23 protein-coding genes are annotated in these 21384 nt (G+C 68.2%); 16 read left to right on the forward strand and 7 right to left on the reverse strand.

What is annotated here, in order from left to right; all coding sequences use genetic code 11:
- Positions 1-280: 280 nt before the first annotated feature.
- The 6 genes from RTY46_RS14075 (at position 281) to RTY46_RS14100 (ending at position 7557) form a co-directional block, all read left to right on the forward strand.
- A complete protein-coding gene (locus RTY46_RS14075; RefSeq protein WP_312709098.1) occupies positions 281-1435 on the forward strand; it encodes an SIS domain-containing protein in 1155 nt (384 codons plus the stop codon).
- A complete protein-coding gene (locus tag RTY46_RS14080) occupies positions 1428-2366 on the forward strand; it encodes an ROK family protein (protein ID WP_312709099.1) in 939 nt (312 codons plus the stop codon). Before RTY46_RS14075 ends, RTY46_RS14080 begins: the two co-directional genes overlap by 8 nt.
- Before the next feature lie 17 nt (positions 2367-2383).
- Positions 2384-3718: a D-tagatose-bisphosphate aldolase, class II, non-catalytic subunit gene (locus RTY46_RS14085; RefSeq protein WP_312709101.1), complete on the forward strand. Its 1335-nt coding sequence runs from the start codon at positions 2384-2386 to the stop codon at positions 3716-3718.
- Between the two features lie 33 nt (positions 3719-3751).
- Positions 3752-4528 carry a DeoR family transcriptional regulator gene (locus RTY46_RS14090; RefSeq protein ID WP_312709188.1) on the forward strand — a complete coding sequence of 259 codons (777 nt, stop codon included), beginning with the start codon at positions 3752-3754 and terminating at the stop codon, positions 4526-4528.
- A complete protein-coding gene (gene nagA, locus RTY46_RS14095) occupies positions 4525-5652 on the forward strand; it encodes an N-acetylglucosamine-6-phosphate deacetylase (protein ID WP_312709103.1) in 1128 nt (375 codons plus the stop codon). The genes RTY46_RS14090 and nagA overlap by 4 nt, the downstream gene beginning before the upstream one ends.
- Before the next feature lie 129 nt (positions 5653-5781).
- Positions 5782-7557, forward strand: a complete 1776-nt coding sequence (locus RTY46_RS14100) for an MFS transporter (protein WP_312709104.1) — start codon at positions 5782-5784, stop codon at positions 7555-7557.
- A gap of 135 nt (positions 7558-7692) precedes the next feature.
- Here the strand turns inward: RTY46_RS14100 and RTY46_RS14105 are convergent, their stop codons facing one another.
- Both RTY46_RS14105 and RTY46_RS14110 read right to left on the reverse strand, forming a co-directional pair.
- The gene (locus tag RTY46_RS14105; RefSeq protein WP_312709105.1) at positions 7693-8253 is read right to left on the reverse strand and encodes a DUF308 domain-containing protein; all 561 of its coding nucleotides are present in this window, start codon (positions 8251-8253) and stop codon (positions 7693-7695) included.
- Positions 8254-8346: 93 nt separating this feature from the next.
- Positions 8347-9009 (reverse strand): ComF family protein, encoded by a 663-nt coding sequence (locus RTY46_RS14110; protein ID WP_312709106.1) that lies wholly within the window; start codon positions 9007-9009, stop codon positions 8347-8349.
- A 183-nt stretch (positions 9010-9192) separates the two neighbouring features.
- On the opposite strand from RTY46_RS14110, the gene RTY46_RS14115 reads away from it, so the two are divergent.
- A complete protein-coding gene (locus tag RTY46_RS14115; RefSeq protein WP_312709107.1) occupies positions 9193-9351 on the forward strand; it encodes a hypothetical protein in 159 nt (52 codons plus the stop codon).
- A gap of 8 nt (positions 9352-9359) precedes the next feature.
- Positions 9360-9992, forward strand: a complete 633-nt coding sequence (locus RTY46_RS14120; RefSeq protein WP_312709189.1) for a DNA-3-methyladenine glycosylase — start codon at positions 9360-9362, stop codon at positions 9990-9992.
- A 15-nt stretch (positions 9993-10007) separates the two neighbouring features.
- On the opposite strand, the gene RTY46_RS14125 is transcribed toward RTY46_RS14120, so the two are convergent.
- The gene (locus RTY46_RS14125; RefSeq protein WP_312709108.1) at positions 10008-10919 is read right to left on the reverse strand and encodes a LysR family transcriptional regulator; all 912 of its coding nucleotides are present in this window, start codon (positions 10917-10919) and stop codon (positions 10008-10010) included.
- A gap of 127 nt (positions 10920-11046) precedes the next feature.
- On the opposite strand from RTY46_RS14125, the gene RTY46_RS14130 reads away from it, so the two are divergent.
- Positions 11047-11796: an SDR family oxidoreductase gene (locus tag RTY46_RS14130; RefSeq protein WP_312709109.1), complete on the forward strand. Its 750-nt coding sequence runs from the start codon at positions 11047-11049 to the stop codon at positions 11794-11796.
- Between the two features lie 141 nt (positions 11797-11937).
- Positions 11938-12498: a hypothetical protein gene (locus RTY46_RS14135; protein ID WP_312709111.1), complete on the forward strand. Its 561-nt coding sequence runs from the start codon at positions 11938-11940 to the stop codon at positions 12496-12498.
- Positions 12499-12574: 76 nt separating this feature from the next.
- On the opposite strand, the gene RTY46_RS14140 is transcribed toward RTY46_RS14135, so the two are convergent.
- Both RTY46_RS14140 and RTY46_RS14145 read right to left on the reverse strand, forming a co-directional pair.
- On the reverse strand, positions 12575-13009 hold the full coding sequence (locus RTY46_RS14140; protein ID WP_312709113.1) for a hypothetical protein: 435 nt from the start codon (positions 13007-13009) through the stop codon (positions 12575-12577).
- Between the two features lie 16 nt (positions 13010-13025).
- Positions 13026-13571 (reverse strand): CbrC family protein, encoded by a 546-nt coding sequence (locus tag RTY46_RS14145; RefSeq protein ID WP_312709114.1) that lies wholly within the window; start codon positions 13569-13571, stop codon positions 13026-13028.
- Positions 13572-13716: 145 nt separating this feature from the next.
- On the opposite strand from RTY46_RS14145, the gene bioB reads away from it, so the two are divergent.
- The 5 genes from bioB to bioC all read left to right on the forward strand — a co-directional run bounded on the left by bioB (position 13717) and on the right by bioC (position 18557).
- Complete coding sequence (gene bioB, locus RTY46_RS14150; RefSeq protein ID WP_312709116.1) at positions 13717-14748, forward strand: biotin synthase BioB; 1032 nt, start codon at positions 13717-13719, stop codon at positions 14746-14748.
- 67 nt (positions 14749-14815) lie between these two features.
- Positions 14816-16054, forward strand: a complete 1239-nt coding sequence (gene bioF / locus RTY46_RS14155; RefSeq protein WP_312709118.1) for an 8-amino-7-oxononanoate synthase — start codon at positions 14816-14818, stop codon at positions 16052-16054.
- Between the two features lie 17 nt (positions 16055-16071).
- The gene (gene bioH, locus RTY46_RS14160) at positions 16072-16851 is read left to right on the forward strand and encodes a pimeloyl-ACP methyl ester esterase BioH (RefSeq protein WP_312709119.1); all 780 of its coding nucleotides are present in this window, start codon (positions 16072-16074) and stop codon (positions 16849-16851) included.
- A gap of 29 nt (positions 16852-16880) precedes the next feature.
- Positions 16881-17660 carry an SDR family oxidoreductase gene (locus tag RTY46_RS14165; protein WP_312709120.1) on the forward strand — a complete coding sequence of 260 codons (780 nt, stop codon included), beginning with the start codon at positions 16881-16883 and terminating at the stop codon, positions 17658-17660.
- A 12-nt stretch (positions 17661-17672) separates the two neighbouring features.
- Positions 17673-18557 carry a malonyl-ACP O-methyltransferase BioC gene (gene bioC / locus RTY46_RS14170; protein WP_312709121.1) on the forward strand — a complete coding sequence of 295 codons (885 nt, stop codon included), beginning with the start codon at positions 17673-17675 and terminating at the stop codon, positions 18555-18557.
- 47 nt (positions 18558-18604) lie between these two features.
- On the opposite strand, the gene RTY46_RS14175 is transcribed toward bioC, so the two are convergent.
- Both RTY46_RS14175 and RTY46_RS14180 read right to left on the reverse strand, forming a co-directional pair.
- Positions 18605-19249 carry a YdcF family protein gene (locus RTY46_RS14175; RefSeq protein WP_164275080.1) on the reverse strand — a complete coding sequence of 215 codons (645 nt, stop codon included), beginning with the start codon at positions 19247-19249 and terminating at the stop codon, positions 18605-18607.
- The gene (locus RTY46_RS14180; protein ID WP_312709122.1) at positions 19234-20196 is read right to left on the reverse strand and encodes a pyridoxal-phosphate dependent enzyme; all 963 of its coding nucleotides are present in this window, start codon (positions 20194-20196) and stop codon (positions 19234-19236) included. The genes RTY46_RS14175 and RTY46_RS14180 overlap by 16 nt, the downstream gene beginning before the upstream one ends.
- 158 nt (positions 20197-20354) lie before the next feature.
- Between RTY46_RS14180 and RTY46_RS14185 the strand changes: the two genes are divergently transcribed.
- Entirely contained in the window at positions 20355-20855 is a 501-nt protein-coding gene (locus RTY46_RS14185) for a hypothetical protein (RefSeq protein ID WP_312709123.1), read from the forward strand.
- Positions 20856-21384: the final 529 nt, after the last annotated feature.

The raw sequence follows: 21384 nt of genomic DNA on the forward strand, positions 1-21384 counted from the left end.
GGCCGACTCTAGGGCAGCGATTCGAAAGATGTCAATAAACTGAAAGGAAAAAGGAAGATATATTTGATACAAACGAAAGTTGGTGCGCCGCAATACTTTGTGTAATCGCTTGCAGTCCCCTGTTAAGCATTGTGCGATACGGCATCCGACCGATTCTTGCGTTTCGCGATCGGCCCCGTCCCGAGCAAGTCACGCCAATCCATTTCTTTCTTTTTGCTTTCGATGTTTGACATTTCGAAAGAAAACGCAGATGGTGCGCTGGCCCAACTGGAACCTCTGAATGGACGTCACCCTGCTTTCCGATGTGCCCGCCTGGCAGCGCCTTGGCGGAGCCGACACCGCTACCGAGATCGCCCAGCAGCCGGCGCTGTGGGAAACCCTGGCGCAGGACCTGTCGCGTGCCCGCGACCGCCTGCAGGCCTTCCTTGGCGACAGCCTCAACGATCCGAACCAGCGCGTGCTGTTCACCGGCGCCGGCAGCTCCGGCTTCATCGCCGAAATGGTGGCCGATGCGATCAACGCGCAGTGGCCGGCCGAGGTGCGCGTGGTGCACACCACCAGCCTGCTGACCCACCCGGCGCTGTACCTACAGCGCGACCGCCCCACCCTGCTGGTGTCGTTCGGGCGCAGCGGTTCCAGCCCGGAAAGCGTGGCCGCGGTGGACCGCGTGCGCAGCGACGTGGCGCAGGCGCGCTTCCTGGACATCACCTGCAATGCCGATGGCGAACTGGCCCGGCGTGGCGCCGGTCGTGCCGATACCTGCACCCTGCTGATGCCCTCGGCCAGCTGCGACCGCGCGTTCGCGATGACCAGCAGCCTGACCTGCATGCTGCTGGCCGCGCTGACCGTGTTTGATCGCGCGCCGTGGGAGGCCCGCATCGCGCGCCTGAAGCAGATTGGCGCGCTGGGCCGCGAAGGCCTGGCCGCCTGGGATGCACCGGTGGCGGCACTGGCGCAGCGTCCCTTCAACCGGGTGATCTACCTGGCCAGTGGCCCGCTGGAAGCGCTGGCCCGCGAAAGCGCGCTGAAAGTGCTGGAGCTGACCGCCGGCCGCGTGCTGGCGCTGGCCAACACGCCGCTGGGCTTCCGCCATGGCCCGAAATCGACGCTGGATGCACAGACCCTGGTGGTAGTGCTGCGCAGCGGCCAAGCGTTGGCCCGCCGCTACGAACAGGATCTGCTGGAAGAGCTGCGCCGCGACGGCGTGGCCGGGCAGGTGCTGGCCATCGGCCCGCATGCCGATATCGGCGCCGATGATGACTACACCCTGGCGGTGCCAGCGCTCGATGATCCGTGGCTGGCGCCGGTGTGGCTGGGCTTCGCCCAGCTCTACGCGCTGCAGCGTTCGGCCGCGCTCGGCCTGACCCCGGACAACCCGTTCCCCGACGGCACCGTCAACCGCGTCGTGCAGGGCGTCACCATCCACCATGGCTGAGCTGATCGCCCACGCCTGCTACGGCATCGATATTGGCGGCACCAAGATTGAGCTGGTGGCCTGCGATACGACGTTGCAGGTCAGCTGGCGCCGCCGCGTGGCCACGCCGCAGGGCGACTACGCCGGTTTCCTGCAGGCGGTGGCGGCCCTGGTGGCCGAGGCCGATACCGCGCTCGGCAGCCCGGCCGCGGCCATCGGCATTGCCCTGCCTGGCGTGCGCGACCGCCGCAGTGGTCGGCAACTGAGTGCGAACGTACCCGCATTGACCGGGCAGACCGTGGCCGCCGATCTGCAGGCCCGCCTGCAGCGCCCGCTGCACTTCGGCAACGACCTGCAATGTTTCGCCCTGTCCGAAGCACACGGCGGCGCCGCCGAAGGCTACCCCAGCATGTTCGGCGCAATCCTCGGCACCGCTGCCGGCGGTGGTTTCTGCCTGCACGGTCGCCTGCTGTCCGGCTTCAACGGCCTGGCGGGCGAATGGGGCCACTGGAGCGTGCCCGGCCACCTGCTGCGGCGCCACGGCCTGCCGCTGATCGCCTGCGCTTGCGGCCTGCAGGGCTGCGTGGAGCGCTACGTGTCCGGCAGCGGCCTGGCCATGATCGAGCGCCACCTGGGCGGCAGCGCTGCCGATGCCAGCGCCGTGATCGCCAACGCCGAAGCAGGCGATGCGCGTGCACGGCAGGCACTGGATATCCACCGCGACCTGCTGGGCCACAGCCTGGCCGCCCTGGTGCTGGCGCTGGACCCGCACGTGATCGTGCTCGGCGGTGGCCTGTCGCAGTACGCGCCGCTGTACCAGCAGCTGCCCGCGGCCGTCGCCGCGCATCTGTTCAACGGCGTGCAGGTACCGCCCATCGTGCCGCCGCGATTCGGCGATGCCGGTGGTGCCCGCGGTGCCGCCCTGCTGGCCTGCCACCCCTCGCTTTCCTGATCGACCGGAGCCTGACCATGTCCCCGCTGCAGACACTGCTTGCTTCCCACCGTGCCGGTGCCAACGTTGGCCTGTACAGCGTCTGCTGCAGCAACGAACAGGTGCTGCGCGCGGCCATGCACGTGGCGCTGGCCCATGGCACGCTGCTGCTGATCGAAGCCACCTCCAACCAGGTGGACCAGTTCGGTGGCTACACCGGCATGACGCCGCCGCAGTACCGCGACTACGTGGGCACGCTGGCCGATGAAGAAGGTTTCCCGCGCGAACGCTTGATACTGGGCGGTGACCATCTGGGTCCCAATGCCTGGCAGAAGCGCCCCGCCGCCGAAGCGATGACCCATGCGCGCGTGCTGATCGAGGCTTATGTGGCCGCCGGTTTCCACAAGATCCACCTGGACTGCAGCATGTCCTGCGCCGACGACCCGGTGCCGCTGCCCGATGCCATCGTGGCCGCGCGTTCGGCCGAGCTGGCCGGGATTGCCGAACGCACCGCCGCCGAGCACGGTCTGCCGCCGCCGGTCTACGTGATCGGTACCGAAGTGCCGATTCCCGGTGGCGAAGCCTCGCTGGCTGAAGGCCTGCAGGTGACCACGCCGGCGGCCGCCGCGCAGACCCTGGCCATCCACCAGCATGCCTTCGATACGCCGCAGCTGCGCGAGGCCTGGCAGCGGGTGATCGCCATGGTGGTGCAGCCGGGCGTGGACTTCGACCACAGCAGCGTGCACGAGTACGACCCAGCGGCGGCGGGCAAACTGGCCGACTTCCTGGAACAGCAACCGCGCATCGTCTTCGAAGCACATTCCACCGATTACCAGCGCGAAAGCGGCCTGCACGCGCTGGTGCGCGATCACTTCGCCATCCTCAAAGTGGGCCCGGCGGCCACCTTCGCCTATCGCGAAGCGCTGTTCGCACTGGCCGCGATCGAAGCCGAGCTGCTGCCGGCCGCACAGTGTTCGCGCCTGCCGCAGGTGCTGGATGACGTGATGGTGGCGCAGCCGAAGTACTGGCAGTCGTACTATCAGGGTGACGAGCCCGCTCTGCGCCTGCTGCGCGCGTTCTCCTTCAGCGACCGCTGCCGCTATTACTGGGGCGAGCCGGCGCTGGTGCAGGCGGTGCAGACCCTGTTCGCCAACCTGGAACAGCACGCGCCGCCGCTGGTGCTGCTCAGCCAGCACCTGCCCGAGCAGTACCGTGCGGTGCGCGAAGGCACCTTGGCCAACACGCCCGCCGCGCTGGTGCAGCACAGGGTGGGTCAATGCCTGGGCGAGTACGCACGTGCGTGCAGCGCCAACCAGGCCGGTAGCCGCAAGCAGAACGCAAGTTCTGCTGCCAGCGTTCTTGCGAACGGCTAATCTCTACCTTTCACACGGAACCGAGAGATGGCCATGCGCAACACCCGCTCCCGTCGCCAACAGATCCTGCAGCGCCTGATCGAACACGGCACCGTGCAGGTGGCTGACCTGGTGGAGCGCTATGGCGTGTCGGCGGTGACCATCCGCGCCGACCTGAGCCATTTCGAAGCACAGGGCCTGGCCACCCGTACCCACGGCGGCGCCACCTTGGTGCGCACGCCACCCCAGGAACAGGACATCCACGAAAAGGATGCGCTGAACCTGCCGCTGAAGGAATCGATCGGCGCCCGCGCCGCGCGGCTGGTGCAGGGCGGTGACAACATCATCATCGACTCCGGCTCCACCACCATGACCCTGGCCCGCCACCTGCGCGGCCACCGCGATGTGACGGTGATGACCAACGGCCTGAACATTGCCTGGGAACTGGCCAACGCGCCGGGCATCAACGTGCTGCTGACCGGCGGCCTGCTTCGCCAGCAGTCGCTGTCGCTGCAGGGCAGCCAGGCCGAGGCCAGCCTCAACTCCTACAGCTTCGACACCCTGTTCCTGGGCGTGGATGGCCTGGACCTGCAGTTCGGCCTGACCACCCACGATGAAGCCGAAGCCCGCCTCAACCACCGCATGGTGGAACGCGCGCGGCGCATCGTGGTGCTCACCGATGCGTCCAAGTTCGGCCGCGTCAGCCTGCACCGCATCGCCCGCCTCGACCAGATCCACGCTGTCATCACCGATCCGGGCATCGACGAAGCCACCCGCGAGGGGCTGCAGCGGCTGGGCATCGAAGTGATCATCGCCGAGACACCGCCATGAACCCGACACGCACCCTGTACGGCCGCATCCTGACCCCGCTGGGCTGGCGGCGCGGCCACGTCCACTTCGATTCACACGTGCGCCAGTTGCAGGTGGATGACCACAGCGGCGCGGATGACCTGCAGTTGCCGGTGATCCTGCCCGGCTTCATCGACCTGCACGTGCACGGTGCGGCGGGCGTGGACCTGATGCAGGGCGGCGACGTGGCGCGCACCATCGCCCGCACCCATACCCGGTTCGGCACCACCACCCTGCTGGCCACTACCATGACCGCCGGGCTGGACGAGATCGAACACGCCCTGCGCGGCGTCGCGGCGGCCCAGGCCGCGCCGCAGGCCGATGCCGCGCGCATTGCCGGCGTGCATCTGGAAGGGCCCTTCATCAGTCCGCAGCGCCTGGGCGCACAGCCCAACCGCACCATCGAGGCCACCCTGGCACTGGTGCAGCAACTGCATGCGCTCGCCCCTATCCGGGTGATGACGCTGGCACCGGAGATCGGCGAGCACACCGCACTGATTCCCGCGCTGGCCGCCATGGGCATCCGTGTGCAGCTGGGCCACAGTGCCGGCAGCTACGACGAAGGCGTGGCCGCCTTGCAGGCCGGCGCGTCTGGGTTCACGCATCTGTTCAACGGCATGACCGGCGTGGACCATTACCGCCCCGGCATTGCCGCCGCCGCACTGGCGCATGCGCAGTACGCGGAAATCATTCCCGATCTGCAGCACATCCATCCGGGCGTGATCCGCTTGGCCGCGCGCGCGATTCCGCGCCTGTACGCGGTCACCGATGCGACCGCCGCCACCGGCATGCCCGATGGCGAATACGCACTGGGCGAGCAGCGGGTACACAAGTGTGGCGGCTGCGTGCGCCTGGCCAGCGGTTCGCTGGCCGGCAGCGCGCTGACCATGGACCAGGCACTGCGCAACCTGGTGCAGGTGGGCCTGGACCTGGCCGACGCCGCGCAGCGCGTATCCACCTTCCCGGCCGATTACCTGGGCCTGCAGGATCGCGGCCGCATTGCGCCCGACACCCTGGCCGACCTGGTGGTGCTCGACGCCAGCCTGCGCCTGCAGCAGGTGGTGGTGGGTGGGCACGTGATTGACCTCAACGCTGCACCCGCCTGACGCACCACGCCTTTGTAGAGTCGAGCCATGCTCGACTGATCGTGCGAGATACCGGAACGAAGCGCAGTCGAGCATGGCTCGACTCTACAGAAGCAATCCGCACCGAATTGCCGCACAGGAAACCTGTCGATGACTGCACGTACCGCTCCGCGCTGGCCCGTTCGCTACCTGCTGTTCATCGGCGGCCTCGGTGGTCTGTTGTACGGCATCGACATCGGCATCATTGCCGGCGCCCTGCCCTACCTGGAAGCCACCGCCAGCCAGGCCTGGCACCTGAGCAGCCAGCAGCTGGGCTTCGTGGTGGCGGCGGTGCTGCTGGGCAGTGTGCTGTCTTCGCTGTTCGCCGGGCTGGTGGCCGATCTGATCGGCCGCCGTGGCGCCATGCTGCTGGCCGGCGTGCTGTTCACCGCATCCATTCCGATCATGGCACTCGCTTCGGGCTACACACCGCTGCTGCTGGGGCGCCTGCTGCAAGGCATCAGCGGCGGCCTGATCGGCGTGGTGGTGCCGCTTTACCTGGCCGAAGTGCTCAGCCCGGAACGACGCGGCCGTGGTGCGGCCATGTTCCAGCTGCTGCTGACCATTGGCCTGGTGCTGGCCGCGTTGATCGGTCTGTACCAGGCCCATGCGGTGGATGCGGCCACCGAAGCCGCGCGCCGCCTGCCCGACGCACAGCAGGCGCAGGCACTGTTCGCGGCCAAGGATCATGCCTGGCGCACCATTTTCTGGAGCTGCCTGACCCCGGGCATCGTGTTCTGCGTGGGCCTGTTCTGGCTGTCTGAATCGCCGCGCTGGCTGGTGCGGCGTGGGCGCGTGGTTGACGCGCGGCGCAGCCTGCAGCGTGTACTTGCGCCCGACCGGGTGGAGGCCACGCTGGCGCAGATCCAGGCACCGGATGCCCACAGTGCCGACGGCAAGCGTGAGCCGCTGCTCAGCCGCCGCTACGTGAAGCCCTTCCTGCTGGCCTGCGTGGTGCTGGCCTGCACCCAGGCCACCGGCATCAACTCGGTGCTGGCCTATGCGGTGAACATCCTCAACCAGGCCGGCCTGTCGGGTTCAGTGGCCAATGGTGCCGACGTGGCCATCAAGCTGCTCAACGCGCTGATGACCGTGGCCGCGCTGCTGCTGGTCGATCGCAAGGGTCGCAAGTTCCTGTTGATGCTGGGCAGTGGTGGCATCTGCGTAGCGCTGCTGGCAGCCGCCACCCTGTTCTTCCAGGCCGAGCGCGGCCGTGCCGATGTGCAGCCGCAGTTGCACGCAGCGGTACAGGGCGATGGCCTGCGCCTGGTGCTGGATGACGCGCAGTGGCAGCAGTTGGGCGCGGGCATCGACCGCGAAGGGCGGCCGCTGCAACTGACGGTGTCGTACGCCTACGGCGATTTCACCAATGTGCGCGCGTTGCGCAGCGACAACCCGGGTGACCGCGAGCTGCGCATCGAGCGTGCCGGCACCGTGCAGCCGGACAGCGTGATCGGCACGTTCTTCCGCCGCCTGCACCTGAATCCCTTCGCCGACCCGGCCAGCGCCGCGCAGGCGCCGCTGCGCATCGAACAGGCGCGCATCGGCCCGGTACCGCCGCCGGCCCATGGCTGGGCCGTAGCCGCGTGCATCCTGGTGTTCGTCGGCTTCTTCGCCGTCGGCCCCGGTGTGTGCGTATGGCTGGCGCTGTCCGAGCTGATGCCCAACCGCATCCGCTCCAACGGCATGAGCATCGCGCTGCTGATCAACCAGTTCGTTTCGACCACGATTGCGGCATTGTTCCTGCCCACGGTGGGCCACTACGGCTACGCCAGCATGTTCCTGTTCTGGGCCGGCTGCACGTTCGTGTTCTTCCTGGTGGCCGCGCTGTGGCTGCCGGAAACCAAGGGCAAGTCGCTGGAAGAGATCGAAGCGCATTTCCGGTAGGGATCGACCACTTTGCTTGGTAGCGGTCGACCTTGGTCTACCATCCAACAGCAGTCGAGCAAGCTCGACTCTACCTGGGCCCCGCTTGGTCGACCCGCGCTGGTTGCCGCGAACAGCCGTCGCGCACGCTCGACGCTACGTCAGCTTGCGCAGCTTCAACGCCACTACGATCTGCAATACCCCATACACCAGGCTGCCAATGCCGATCCACAGTGTGGTGACCGCCAGGCCTGCCACCGGGTTGGCGGCCAGCAGAACGCCCAGCACCACCGCCAGCAGGCCACTGAGTATCAGCAGCCACTCGCCCTGGATCTGCTTGCGCACACGAATGGCGAAGACGATGCGGTACAGCCCGGCCAGCAGCAGCCACACGGCGAGCAGCAGCACCAGCACACTGGCCGTGGCCAGCGGATTGACGATCGCCAGAACGCCAAAACCCAGCGAGGCCAGGGCATACAGCAGCAGCCAGCCGCGCGGCGCGCCACTGCCGCCGCTGATCAGCGCCAGCAGACTGATCACCCCTTCGGCAATGGCCATCACCCCCAGCACCCACGCCAGTGCGGTGGCCGCCGACAGCGGCCAGCCCACCGCGGCGATGCCAAATCCAAGCGCCACCACACCGTACAGCAGCAGGATCGGCCAGCTGCGGCCAATGGCAGTTACCAATGCTGGGCGGGACGAGTCTGGAGACAGCATGACCACTCCTTCGATCAGTATCCAATCTGGATCCTAGCGCGCGCGCAAGGCCGGCCATCCACGCCCTCTACACACGTTCGGAACCGCATGCCTTCATGGCACCCGTGCGCAGACCCACGCGCGTATCTCGCCCACGCCCATCAGCTTCAGTGTCTCGGCGATTTCCAGCAGCGTGCTTCCGGTGGTCATCACGTCATCCACTAGCGTCACCTGTGTGGGCACCGGTCCGCGCACGTCGAACGCATCGAACAGGTTCTCCCTGCGCTGCTCGGCACTGCGTTCTGACTGCGGCGCGGTATGGCGACGGCGGTACAGCCCGCGCCACACCGGCTGCTGCAGGAACCGGCACAGCTCACCAGCCTGGTTGTAGCCGCGCAGGCGCAGGCGACGGCGATGCAGCGGCACCGGCGCCAGCGGCGGGCAGGTCCACGCCGGGGGATGGCGCAGCATCAGCTGCGCCAGCAGTCGCCCGGCCGCCAGGTCATGGTGGAACTTGAAGCGCAGCAGCAACTGGTCCACCGGCGGCAGATACAACAGGCTGGCATGCGTGGCCGTCTGCGGCGGCGGTTCGTCACGGCAGGTGCCGCACACCGGCAGTGCGGTGTCGGGCAGCGGCAAGGCGCAGCGGTTGCAAGCGCGTCCTGACCAGGGGATATCGGCCAGACAGGCTGCGCACAGATCCAGGCCATCGTGGCCGGGCTCGCCACAGACCAGACAGCGCAGGGGCAGCAGGGCACGTTGCACACGCCCAGCCATGAACAGCAGCCTTTCCGTCAACATCCATCCAGTCTGCGTGCTGGACGGTTGCCACAGGCATCGGGTATGTGCCCGTCGTACTGCCGGTTTCCCCTCCTTCAGCCTGTCGGATACGCCGACACAGACGCTGCACAGCGCCGCTGCTAGCGTTCGTCGCCTGTATCCCTCTTCTGCGGAATCCAGATGAACAAGCGGACCCGAATCGTCATTGTCGTACTGATCGTCGGCCTCTTGGCCATGGTCCTGCCCACGGTGCTGTGGTACTTCAAACAGGGCGAATCCCACGACCCCGGCCTGCAGAACGAGGCGCAGAAAATGCAGCAGGAGCAGGCCAGGCCTTGAGCGATCCGATGCCGCACACCCTGCCCTCGCCCGATTGGCTTCCCGCCCAGTGGAGTGCGTTGCCGCGCGATTTCTACCGACGCCATCCCACCGTGGTCGCGCCGCAGTTGTTGAACAAGCTGATCGTGCGTGACGACGGCCGCGCCGCGCGTATCGTGGAGGTAGAGGCCTATGCGGGAAGCGAAGACCCGGCCGCGCACTCGTATCGAGGGCAGACCGCACGCAATGCCACGATGTTCGGCGAGGCCGGCCACCTCTATGTGTACTTCACGTATGGCATGCACTGGGGCAGCAATGCGGTGTGTGGAGAGGTCGGCGAAGGCGTCGGCGTACTGCTGAGGGCGGCCGAACCGTTGGCCGGTGTGGCCGCCATGCAGGCGGCGCGGCCGGCTGCCAGGCGCGAGCGCGATCTTGCCAGCGGGCCCGGCAAGCTCTCCCAGGCCTTCGGCATTACCCGCGAGCTGGATGGTGCGGACCTGGTCGGCGCCGACCGTGGCATCGTCATCGCCTCCGACGGCACGCCACCGCCGGCCGCACCCGTGGTGGGACCGCGCATCGGCATCAGCCGTGCCGTGGACTTCCCTTGGCGCTGGCATGTGCCGGACCACCCACACGTATCCGTGCGGCCGCGCCGCAGGTAATGCTGCGCTTACGGCTCAGGGTGCCGCCCCCAGCAACGGCGGCATCACCTCCACCAGCCAGTCGATGAACACCCGCAGCCGCGGGCTGACATGGCGGTTATCCGGGTACACCACATGGAACGGGTACGACGCCGGTCGCCAAGGCCGCAGCACCTCCACCAGCGCCTTGCTGCGCAGCGCCGCGCCTGCGGCATAACCGAAGGTCTGCACCAGGCCCAGGCCTGCCACCGCCGCGGCCAGATGGCCATTGCTTTCATTGATGCCCAGGCTGTGCTCGGCCTTGATCTCGAAGGCACCGTCGGGGCCGCGGAACCGGAACGGCACGGCGCGCCCGTTCGATGGCAGCAGATAGCTGATCAAGCGGTGGCCATTGCGCAGCTCCTGCGGATACGCCGGCACTCCATGGGCCTTCAGATAGGCCGGGCTGGCGCAGGTGATCAGGCGCGCATCGCCCAGGTGCCGTGCGACCAGCGACGAGTCATCCAGCGCGCCGCCGCGGATCACGCAGTCCACGTTCTCGCCGATCAGGTTCACCGTGCGGTCGGACACGCCCAGCTCGATGCGGATCTCCGGGTAGCGCGCCATGAACGCCGGCAGCAGCGGAATCAGCACGTCACGCGCGGTGGAACCGCCGATGTCCACGCGCAGCAGGCCGCGCGGCGTTCCGCGTGCCGCACTGAACGAGGCATCGACATCCTGCAGGTCGCGCAGCAGGCGGCCAGCCTTCTCGTAGTACGTCTGGCCTTCGGCGGTCACCGCCACCCGGCGCGTGGTCCGCTGCAGCAGCCGCACGCCCAGGTGCGCCTCCAGCTCGCGCACCAGCTTGCTCAGCGAGGTGGTGGGCATGTCCAGTGAATCGGCGGCGCGGGTGAAGCTGCCGGTCTCGACCACGCGGGCAAAGGCATGGATGGCGTTGAGCTGGTTCATGCCGCACATTATGCATGTAGGTGCATAGTGATTGTCATTGCGCATGATTTATCGCCCAAGCGCGGCCGCCCATCATTCTCCCACCCGCTGCCACCTCCCTCCCCGGCAGCCCCTACAGGAGAACACCATGAGCACTGATTTCAACGGCAAGATCGCCCTGGTCACCGGTGGCACCACCGGCATCGGCCTGGCCACCGCCCAGCACCTGGCACGCCTGGGCGCAACGGTCTTCATCACCGGCCGCCGCCAGCCGGAACTGGATGCCGCCGTGGCCAGCATCGGCGCGCAGGCCACCGGCATCCGTGCCGACGCCTCGCAGCCGAGCGATCTCGATGCGGTCTACGCGCAGATCGCCCGCCAGGCCGGCCGCCTGGACATCCTGTTCGCCAATGCCGGCGGCGGTGACATGCTGCCGCTGGGGGCGATCACCGAAGAACACTTCGACCGCATCTTCGCTACCAACGTGCGCGGCGTGCTGTTCACCGTGCAGAAGGCGCTGCCGCTGCTGGTCGACGGCGCCTCGATCGTGCTGACCGGTTCGACCGTGTCGATCCAGGGCACCGCCAGCTTCAGCGTGTACAGCGCCAGCAAGGCGGCGGTGCGCAACTTCGCCCGCTCGTGGTCGCTGGACCTGAAGGACCGGAAGATCCGCGTGAATGTGGTCAGCCCGGGCCCGATCCGCACCCCTGGCCTGGGCGACCTGGTGCCCGATGAAGCCCGCCAGGACCTGTTCGATCACCTGGCCGCGCAGGTGCCGCTGGCACGCCTGGGCGAACCGCAGGAGGTGGCCAATGCCGTGGCCTTCCTGTCCTCGGATGCGGCCAGCTTCATCAATGGCGTCGAGTTGTTCGTGGACGGTGGCATGGCCCAGGTGTAAGCGGGCAGTCTGCTGCAGGCGCCATACCTTGGTCTGGCGCCGCTGCCCGCATGGATGCACGCCACCATGCCAACAGGTGGCTGCCCTGCGCGCAGCGGCAACCGATAGTGGTCACACACCCCACCCCTGCGGAGCCCGCCCATGTCCGACATCATCATCAGCGACAAGCAGCTGTCCTCCTCGGCTTACAGCGCCGTCATCAACTTGCCCATTGAACAGGTGGACATCGCCGAATGGCTGTTCAACCTGCCCGAAGCGGAGTACCAGCGCTGCTGCCCGCCGGACCATATTTCCGCCGGCAGCACCACCACCGACGATGGCACGCGCATGTCCATCAATGTGGAAATGATCGGCAAGACCCTGATGGTGCAGCACTACGTGGCCGAGGTCGCCACGCCCAGCCTGTGCCGCATGGTGTCCACCTCCGATGCCTTCACCCCGAACGGGCGCACCCGGGTGCAGGTGATCTGGACGCGAAGCGTGAAGAAGATCGACGACACCACCTGCGAATACACCAACAGCGTGGTCGCCCACCCCACCCAGGAATTCCTGGACTTCATCGCCGAACATGGCACCCCGTTCGAAGAAGCGGCCGAAGCACGCCAGCGCGACGGCGGCGATCACAATGGCCGCGAAACCCCGCTGTTCGCCGCCAGCATCGAACGCCGCGCACGCGCGCGCCAGCAGGCAAGGGCGGCCTGAAGCCACTGCACTGCACGCCGGGGCTTTAGTGGCTTACAGCCCCAGGCGATTGGGTTGCCCTTCGCACATGTCGGGCTCAGTCGTTGTCCGGCGATTCGGCCAACGACCTGGCGGCCGCACGCAGGTTCTCGTTGCTGGCCTGGAACACCTGCACCAAGCGGTCACACTCATCTTCGGCAGCGCCGCAGCGCACCTGCATGTCGACGCTGACTTCACCCTGCTGCTCGCGCAGTTGCCGGCGAACGATCGACGGGTGCCAGCCATTGCCCGGCAGGGTGACCGACCAGAACACCTGGCCCTGCATGTCGTGCAGCACCACCCAGTCGTTGTCCTGGCGCTCGCGTACCTGCGGCAGCGCACGCAGGGCATGCAAGGCAAGGTCTGGCGTGGCGTAGGGAATGTCGGTGGCCATCGCCTGCTGCGCCCCGCCCTGCAGCGGAAGCAGGCAGGCCAGCGCGCTTGCCACCGCAGTGGCGCATCGGGAAACACGAGCGTATCGGCGTGCCTGCATGTAGGCGTGGCTCCTGTCAGTCGCAGTCCTGGTAGCCGCCCACTTCGCCGCAGTGCCGGCAGCGGAACAGGTAGGCCGTGGGGGATCCGTCCTTGTCCAGCGCCGCCAGGAAGTGCTGCCAATGTGGGCCGTCGTCCAGTCCAGTACTGTCCTGGATCGCGGCAAGTGCAGCTGCCCCCTGTGCTTCCAGTTCAACGCGACCGGCGCGGCCGATGAACTGCGCGGCATCCCCGCAATGGGTCCACCATTGTTCCTGCTGCCAGCCGTTGAAACCAGGGGTGCGCTGCGCGATCACGTCGATGATCTCCTCAGCGACTTCATCCCACTCGCCGCCACCACCGACGCCTTCCTCATCAGTGAACGTGACGCCGAGGCGCTCATGCGCGGAGCCATCAGCAATGCACCACGGGCAGATTTCCTGTCCGTACTCTTCTTCGGCATAGACCGGGCCGGTGTAGACGTAGCCGCGCGACTGTCCGCAGCACACGCACGACGTATCGGCGGCGATCACGCTACCGGTGGCGATGGGATCGGGGTGATAGGTGAAGCGCGGCAGATCCATGGCAGTTCCGTTGCTGGGCGGCCCAGTGTAGCGGTGCGGTCAGGGCCCAATATCCTGTAAACCATAGCGCACCACGAACAGTTGACAGACTTCACCAGCCCAACCACACTGCCGCCCTCGCTCCACGCCCCTCCAAGGTCCCGCCATGGCATCGGCCATCCGCCACGACTGGCAGCACGATGAACTGCAGGCGCTGTTCGACCTGCCGCTGCCCGAACTGCTGTTCCGTGCCGCCAGCGTGCATCGCGCGCAGTTCGATCCGGCGCAGGTGCAGGTGTCCACTCTGCTCTCGGTAAAGACCGGCGGCTGCCCGGAAGACTGCGCGTACTGCCCGCAGGCGCAGCGCTACAACACCGGCGTGAACGCGCAGAAGCTGATGGACACCGAGGCGGTGCTGGCCAAGGCACGCCAGGCCAGGGCCGCCGGTGCATCGCGCTTCTGCATGGGCGCCGCATGGCGTTCGCCGAAGGACCGCGATATTCCGAAGGTGGCCGCGATGATCGCCGGGGTGAAGGCGCTCGGCCTGGAAACCTGCGCCACCCTGGGCATGCTCAGCGGCGAACAGGCACGTGCCCTGAAAGAGGCCGGCCTGGACTACTACAACCACAATCTGGACACCGCGCCGGATTACTACGATTCGATCATCCACACCCGCCGGTACCAGGACCGCCTGGATACGCTGGGCCACGTGCGCGATGCAGGACTGAAAACCTGCTGTGGCGGTATCGTCGGCATGGGCGAAACGCGCGCGCAGCGCATCGGCCTGCTGCTGGCGCTGGCCACGTTGCCGGCCCACCCCGATTCGGTACCCATCAATCAGCTGGTGCAGGTGCCCGGTACACCGCTCCATGGCAGCGCCGAACTGGACCCGTTCGAGTTCGTGCGCATGATTGCCGTGGCCCGCATCGTCATGCCGCGTTCGATGGTGCGGCTGTCGGCCGGTCGCGAAGCCATGAGTGATGAGCTGCAGGCGCTGTGCTTCCTGGCCGGTGCCAATTCGATCTTCTACGGCGAGAAACTGCTGACCACCGGCAACCCGGAAGGCGAACGCGACCAGGCCCTGTTCGCGCGCCTGGGCCTGCAGCCGATGCCGCGGCAGGTGGACGCGGCCGGCCATGACCACGGCGGCACCGTGCATGCCGACATCGGCGGCTGCGCACGTGCCAGCGCCGCGTGACGCGGGGCACAAGCGGGCACGACGGCAACGCGCTACCCTAGCCGCCCCGTCGTCGCCCGTAGCCACCATGGCCCGCCCCGACCTGACCGCCCGCCTTCAAGCCCAGCGCGCGTTGCGCGATGCCCAAGGCCGTCGCCGCCCCCGGCGCACGGTGTCGCGCCGCGATGGCGTGCGCCTGGAAGTTGACGGGCGCTGGCTCACCGGCTTCTGCAGCAACGATTACCTGGGCCTGGCCCAGCAGTTCAGTGTGGTCAACGCGCTGCAGGACGCCGCCGCGCGCGAAGGCGCCGGTGCCGGTGCCTCGCATCTGGTCTGCGGCCACCACGCGCTGCACGACGCACTGGAACGCGAAGTCGCCGACTGGCTGGGGTACCCGCGCGCCCTGCTGTTCGGCAGCGGCTTCGCCGCCAACCTGGCCGTGCAGCAGGCGCTGCTGAGCGAAGAGAACGACGTCTGCGTGCAGGACAAGTTGAACCACGCCAGCCTGCTCGATGCCACCCGGCTGGCCGGCGCACGCCTGCGCCGCTACCCGCACCTGGACCCGGAAGGCGCCATGCGCCAGCTCAAGCACGCGCCCGACGGCGCGGCCATGCTGGCCACCGACGGTGTCTTCAGCATGGATGGCGATATCGCGCCGCTGCGTGCGCTGTCACTGGTGGCGCGCCTGCAGCAGGCGCTGTTCTATGTGGACGATGCGCACGGCGTAGGCGTGCTGGGTGACGGCCGCGGTGCCGTGGCTGGTGCCGGGCTGGGCGTGGACGATGTGCCGTTGCAGCTGGTCACGTTGGGCAAGGCCCTCGGTGGCGCTGGCGCGCTGGTGCTGGGCCGCGACGACCTGATTGAACACCTGGCCGAAACCGCACGCCCGTACATCTACACCACCGCGCTGCCGCCGGCCCTGGCCGCCGCCGCGCTGGAAGCGGTGCGCCTGGCCCGCCGCGACCATTGGCGGCGCGAGCGCCTGACCGATCTGATCGCCTTGTTCCGCAGCGAAGCACGCCGCCAGGGCCTGGACGTGATGGCCTCGGAAACGCCGATCCAGCCGCTGCTGTGCGGCGATGACCAAACCGCCGTGGCGATGTCGCAGGCGCTGGAACAGACCGGCTGGCTGGTCGGTGCCATCCGCCCACCCACCGTGCCTGAAGGCAAGGCGCGGCTGCGCATCACGCTGTCGGCGCTGCATACGCCCGAACAGGTGCGCGGTCTGGTGGACGCCATTGCCAGCGCGCGCGACCAGGTCGGCCGCGCCGCCCTCGCCCCCGATCCGCTGCCGCCGTCGCTGCCGTTCGACCGCGCCATCGCCTGATACACGCAGGGCCGCGCATGCATATCGATGTCACCGGCCGCGGGCCGGACCTGGTGCTGATCCATGGCTGGGCCCTGCAGGGCGGCGTGTTCGCGCCGCTGGTGGAACGTCTGGCCGAGCACTTCACCCTGCACGTGGTGGACCTGCCCGGCCACGGCCACAGCCGTGACGACAGCACGCCGCTGCGCCTGCCCTACGTGGTGAACGCGATCGCCACGGCCACCCCGCCAGCGGTGTGGTGTGGCTGGTCGCTGGGCGGGCTGTTCGCCCTGCATGCGGCGGCCACGGTACCCAAGGTGCGCGGCCTGGCGATGATCGCCGCCACCCCGCGCTTCGTCCGCGGCGATGACTGGCCCCACGCTGTGGAGCCGGCGGTGTTCGAGCAGTTCGGCCGCGACCTGGCCAGCGATTTCGCCGGCACCCTGGAACGCTTCCTGGCCCTGGACGTGATGGGCTCGGCGCATGCCCGCGAGGAACTGCGCACCCTGCGCCAGCGACTGGTGGAACGTGGCGCGCCAACCGAGCGCGCCCTGCTGGAAGGCCTGCGGCTGCTGGAAGGCACCGACCTGCGCGGCGCCCTGCCGGCGCTGGGCACACCCAGCCTGTGGATCGCCGGCCAGCGCGACCGCCTGGTGTCACCGGCGGCCATGCAGGCCGCCGCAGCGCTGGCACCGAACGCGCAGGCACTGACCATCGCCCACGGCGGTCATGCACCCTTCCTCGGCCATGCCGACCAGGTGGCCGCTGCCCTGCAACACTTCGTTGCCGGCCTGTCACCAGCCGATGGCGGACAATGAGTACTTTCCGCATTCGGCAGGGTTGACGCATGGATCTCGGTATTTCCGGCCGCTGGGCACTGGTCTGCGGCGCAAGCAAGGGCCTCGGCCTGGGCTGCGCGCGTGCGCTGGTGGCCGAGGGCGTGAACGTGGTGATCGTGGCCCGTGGCGAAACCGCCCTGCAGGCCGCCGCTGAGGAACTGCGCGCCCTGCCCGCTGCCGCCGAGGTGCGCACGGTCGCCGCCGACGTCACCACCGAGGCTGGGCGCACGCAGGCGCTGGCCGCCTGTCCGCAGGTGGACATCCTGGTAACCAATGCCGGCGGTCCACCGCCGGGCGATTTCCGCACGTTTGAACGCGACGACTGGATCGCCGCGCTGGACGCCAACATGCTGGCGCCGATCGCGCTGATCCGCGCCACCGTGGACGCGATGATCGCGCGCGGTTTCGGCCGCATCGTCAACATCACCTCGTCCTCGGTGAAGGCGCCGATCGACACGCTGGCGCTGTCCAACGGCGCGCGCAGCGGCTTGACCGGCTTCGTGGCCGGGCTGGCGCGACGGACGGTCGGCCACAACGTCACCCTCAACAACCTGCTGCCCGGCCAGTTCGACACCGACCGCCTGCGCGCCAACTTCGCCCATGCAGCGGGCCAGGACGGTGATGCCCAGGCCGTGGCCGAGCGCCGCCGCCAGCAGATTCCCGCCGGCCGCTTCGGCACGCCGGACGAATTCGGCGCGGCCTGCGCCTTCCTGTGCAGCGCACAGGCCGGTTACCTCACCGGGCAGAACCTGCTGATCGACGGTGGCGCCTACCCCGGTACGTTCTAAGAGACTTTCGCAATGCCGTCCTACTTCGATGCCCGCCACGTCCGCCGCGCCTTCGGCCGCGCCGCCAGCAGTTACGACGCCGCCGCTGCCCTGCAGCGCGAGGTGCAGTCGCGGCTGATCGAATCGCTGGACTACCTGGAAGCACGCACGCCGGCCGTGGTGCTGGACATTGGTTCGGGCACCGGCCACGCCAGCGCGCTGATGAAGAAGCGCTGGCCGAAGGCGCAGGTGATCGCGCTGGATGTCGCCCTGCCCATGCTGGGCCAGGCCAAACGCCAGGCCGGCTGGTGGAAGCCGTTCCAGCGCCTGTGCGGCGATGCCGCCGCGCTGCCGCTGGCCGACAACAGCGTCGATGTGATCTTCAGCAACCTGTGCCTGCAGTGGCTGGACGACCTGCCGGCGGTGTTTGCCGGCTTCCGCCGCGTGCTCAAGCCCGGCGGTCTGCTGCTGTGTTCCACCTTCGGCCCGGAAACGCTGATCGAGCTCAACGAAGCGTTCGCCGCCGCCGATGACCGCCCGCACGTGAGTCGTTTCGCGCAGATCGCCCAGTTCGGCGATGCGTTGATGATGGCCGGCTTCCGCGATCCGGTGCTGGACCGCGATCTGTTCACCCTGACCTACGACGACCTGCCCGCGCTGATGCGCGAGCTGCGCGCGATGGGCGCAACCAATGCACGGGTGGACCGCCGCCACACGCTGACCGGGCGCGGTCGTTTTGCCGCTGCTGCTGCAGCGTACGAACCGATGCGCCGTGCCGACGGCAAGCTGCCCAGCAGTTGGGAAGTGATCTACGCCCACGCCTGGGCGCCGGACCCCGGCGCGCCGATCCGCGAAGGCGGCCACGACATCGCGTCGGTCCCCGTGTCGGCCATCCCGATCCGCCGCAAGCAGCCCTGATCCAGAAGTGCCGCCGGGCCATGCCCGGCGAGCGAAGCGGCAACCGCTCAGGTATTACCCGGCGAACTCAACGGCGGGCGCACCAGGTCACGGTGGAAGAAGTAGATTTCCTGCAACAGGAAACGCCAGCTGGTGTGGAAGCTGCGGAAGCGCGTGCTGGGCGTGGACGAGGCCAGCGCTTCAATCCCCATCGCCTGGCTCAGGCGCAGCGCGCGAGCCATGTGCAGCGGGTCGCTGACAATGATGACCCGCTGCAGGTGCCGCTGTTCCATCAGGCGCTTGGCTTCCACCAGGTTCTGCACGGTATTGCGCGAGGCGGTTTCGATGAGAATCGCGTCATCGGGCACGCCATGCTTCAGCGCATAACGGCGCGCCACCTGCGATTCAGAGAAGCGCGCACCGCTGCCACCGTAGCCGCCGGTGAAGATCAGCAACGGCGCGTAGCCGGCCTGGTACAGGTCCAGCCCATGGCGGATGCGCTCTTCGAACACCGGCGACGGCTTGGCATCATACGCGGCAGCACCCAGCACGATGATCGCATCGGCCTTGGCTGCCTGGTCGCGCTCGCCCACCCAGACGATCCACGCCGTCACGCCCAGCAACCACACCACCACCAGCACGAACAGCCGCCACAGCCAGCCCAGCAGGCCGGTGCGGGCACGGTGCCGGCCGCGGCTCACGCCGCCCCCCAGCGCAATGCCGGCAGATCCACGTTGCCACCGGACAACACCAGGCCCACGCGCAGGCCGGCAAACCGCTGCGGCTGCGCCAGCACCGCGGCCAGCACCGTGGCCGAAGAAGGTTCGACCACCTGCTTCAGCACCTCCCACAGCAGGCGCATGGCGGCCATCGTGGCGGCGTCATCCACCACGATCACCTCGGCGCCGGCAGCCTGCAGCAGGGCGAAGTTGGGCACCCCGACCAGGGTGCGCAGGCCATCGCAGATCGTGTCTGGGGTGAACGGTCCCTGGCGGGTGCCGGCGGCCAGCGAACGGGCCGTGTCATCGGCGCCGGCCGGTTCGGCCAGCACCAGACGGGTGTGCGGACTGGCTTGCTGCAGCGCCAGCGCAGTGCCGCTGGCCAGGCCACCACCGCCCACGGGTACCACCAGCACATCGAACGGGCCATCACCGTGCAGCAGTTCCAGCGCTGCGGTGCCCTGCCCGGCCATCACCGCGGCATCGGCATAGGGGTGCACCAGGGTGGCGCCGGTATCGGCCTGCACCTGGGCGCAGGTGGCTTCGCGGTCGGCGATGGTGGGCGGACAGCGCCACAGCGTGGCGCCGTGGCGGGCGATGTTGGCCAGCTTGGCGGCCACCGCGCCTTCCGGCACCACCACGTGGCAGGGAATACCGCGGGTACGCGCCGCCAGCGCCAGCGCAGCGCCGTGGTTGCCCGACGAATGGGTCACCACGCCCGCTGCCGCCTGATCGTCCGGCAGCGACCACACCGCATTGCACGCGCCGCGGAACTTGAATGCCCCGCCGCGCTGCAGGTGCTCGGCCTTGAAGGCCAACGACGCCCCGGCCAATGCATCCAGTGCGTGCGAACGCAGCACCGGGGTGACATGGGCATGGGGCGCAATGCGCGCTGCGGCAGCCAGCACATCGGCGGGGGTAGGCAACAGTGAATCGCTCATGACGCAAGGTTAACGTAAGCCCCCGCGCTGGCGGCGATGCACGCAAGCGTGCCAGCATGCAGTCCTTCACCGCCATTCATTCTGGCCGGCGGGATTAAGGGCCGATTCAACGCGCGCGCCCGAAGCTGGCACTACACCCGTCCTTGGGGGGACTCCACATGAAAATGCGCCTGTTGTTTGCCGGTGGCCTGATGTTGGCCCTCACCGGCTGCGCAACCTACGATTACGTTGGCGGTGGCCGCGGTGGCGGTTACTACCACGGTGCCCCCTCGACGGAGTACCGCTACCCCTACGGCTATCCCTACGATTCGGGGTACCCGTACTACGGCGGCTATGGCTATTACGGCTATGGCAATCCGTATTACTCGCGACCGGTCTACCGCCCGCCGCCGCACAACCACCGTCCGCCGCCGCGCCCGGGCAATGGCGGCGAGAACCGTCCGCCGCCGCCGCCCCGGCAGAACAACGGCGGGTCGCCGTGGCGCAACCTCGATTCGATGCGCCGTCCGCCGCAGGCCGACCGCCCGTCGGGTCCGCCGCAGGCGCGTCCATCCGCACCGCCCCAAGCCCGCCCGGCCGCGCCTCCGCAGGCACGTCCGGCACCGGCACCGCGAGCGCCGAGGTCGAACGGTTCCCCGTGGCGAAACCTGGAACGATGAACCGTTGCCTGCGGGGAAACATGAATCGTGCGACGCAGCGCACAGTTGAGCGCTGAACCATCTTGCAATTCACGCGGTTCAGACCGCACTCTACGCGGGTGGTGACGGCCCGCGTCACAAAGTGACAAAAACGTTAAGGGGCCGTCGCAAACAGCTCTACGTCGATATCCGACAGGAACATCTGGATCCCCCCTGTTCCGGCCCTGTCGGATGTCGGCACCTCTGAAAGCAGACGGCCCCGCAATGCGGGGCCGTTTGTCTTGGATGCTCGCGCAAGGCATCCACGCATGGCGTGGATGGGCCTTTCCCGGTAAACCATCAAAAAAACGGGGCCGGCAGTCCCCCGACCACCGGCCCCCTGCTTCCCCATCGTGCGCCTGTACCGGCCCCTGTTCCAATTCCGGTCACCAACGCCTGAGCGCCAGCCACGATGGGTGCTATTGGGTTATCTGCAACTTTCCTGCCAACTTTAGGGTTGATTTCACCCACGCCTGCTGGCGCCCCCGTCGCCCCCCGCCGAATGGCGCTA

The organism is Stenotrophomonas sp. (genome assembly GCF_032056425.1).
Taxonomy (GTDB): Bacteria; Pseudomonadota; Gammaproteobacteria; order Xanthomonadales; family Xanthomonadaceae; genus Stenotrophomonas.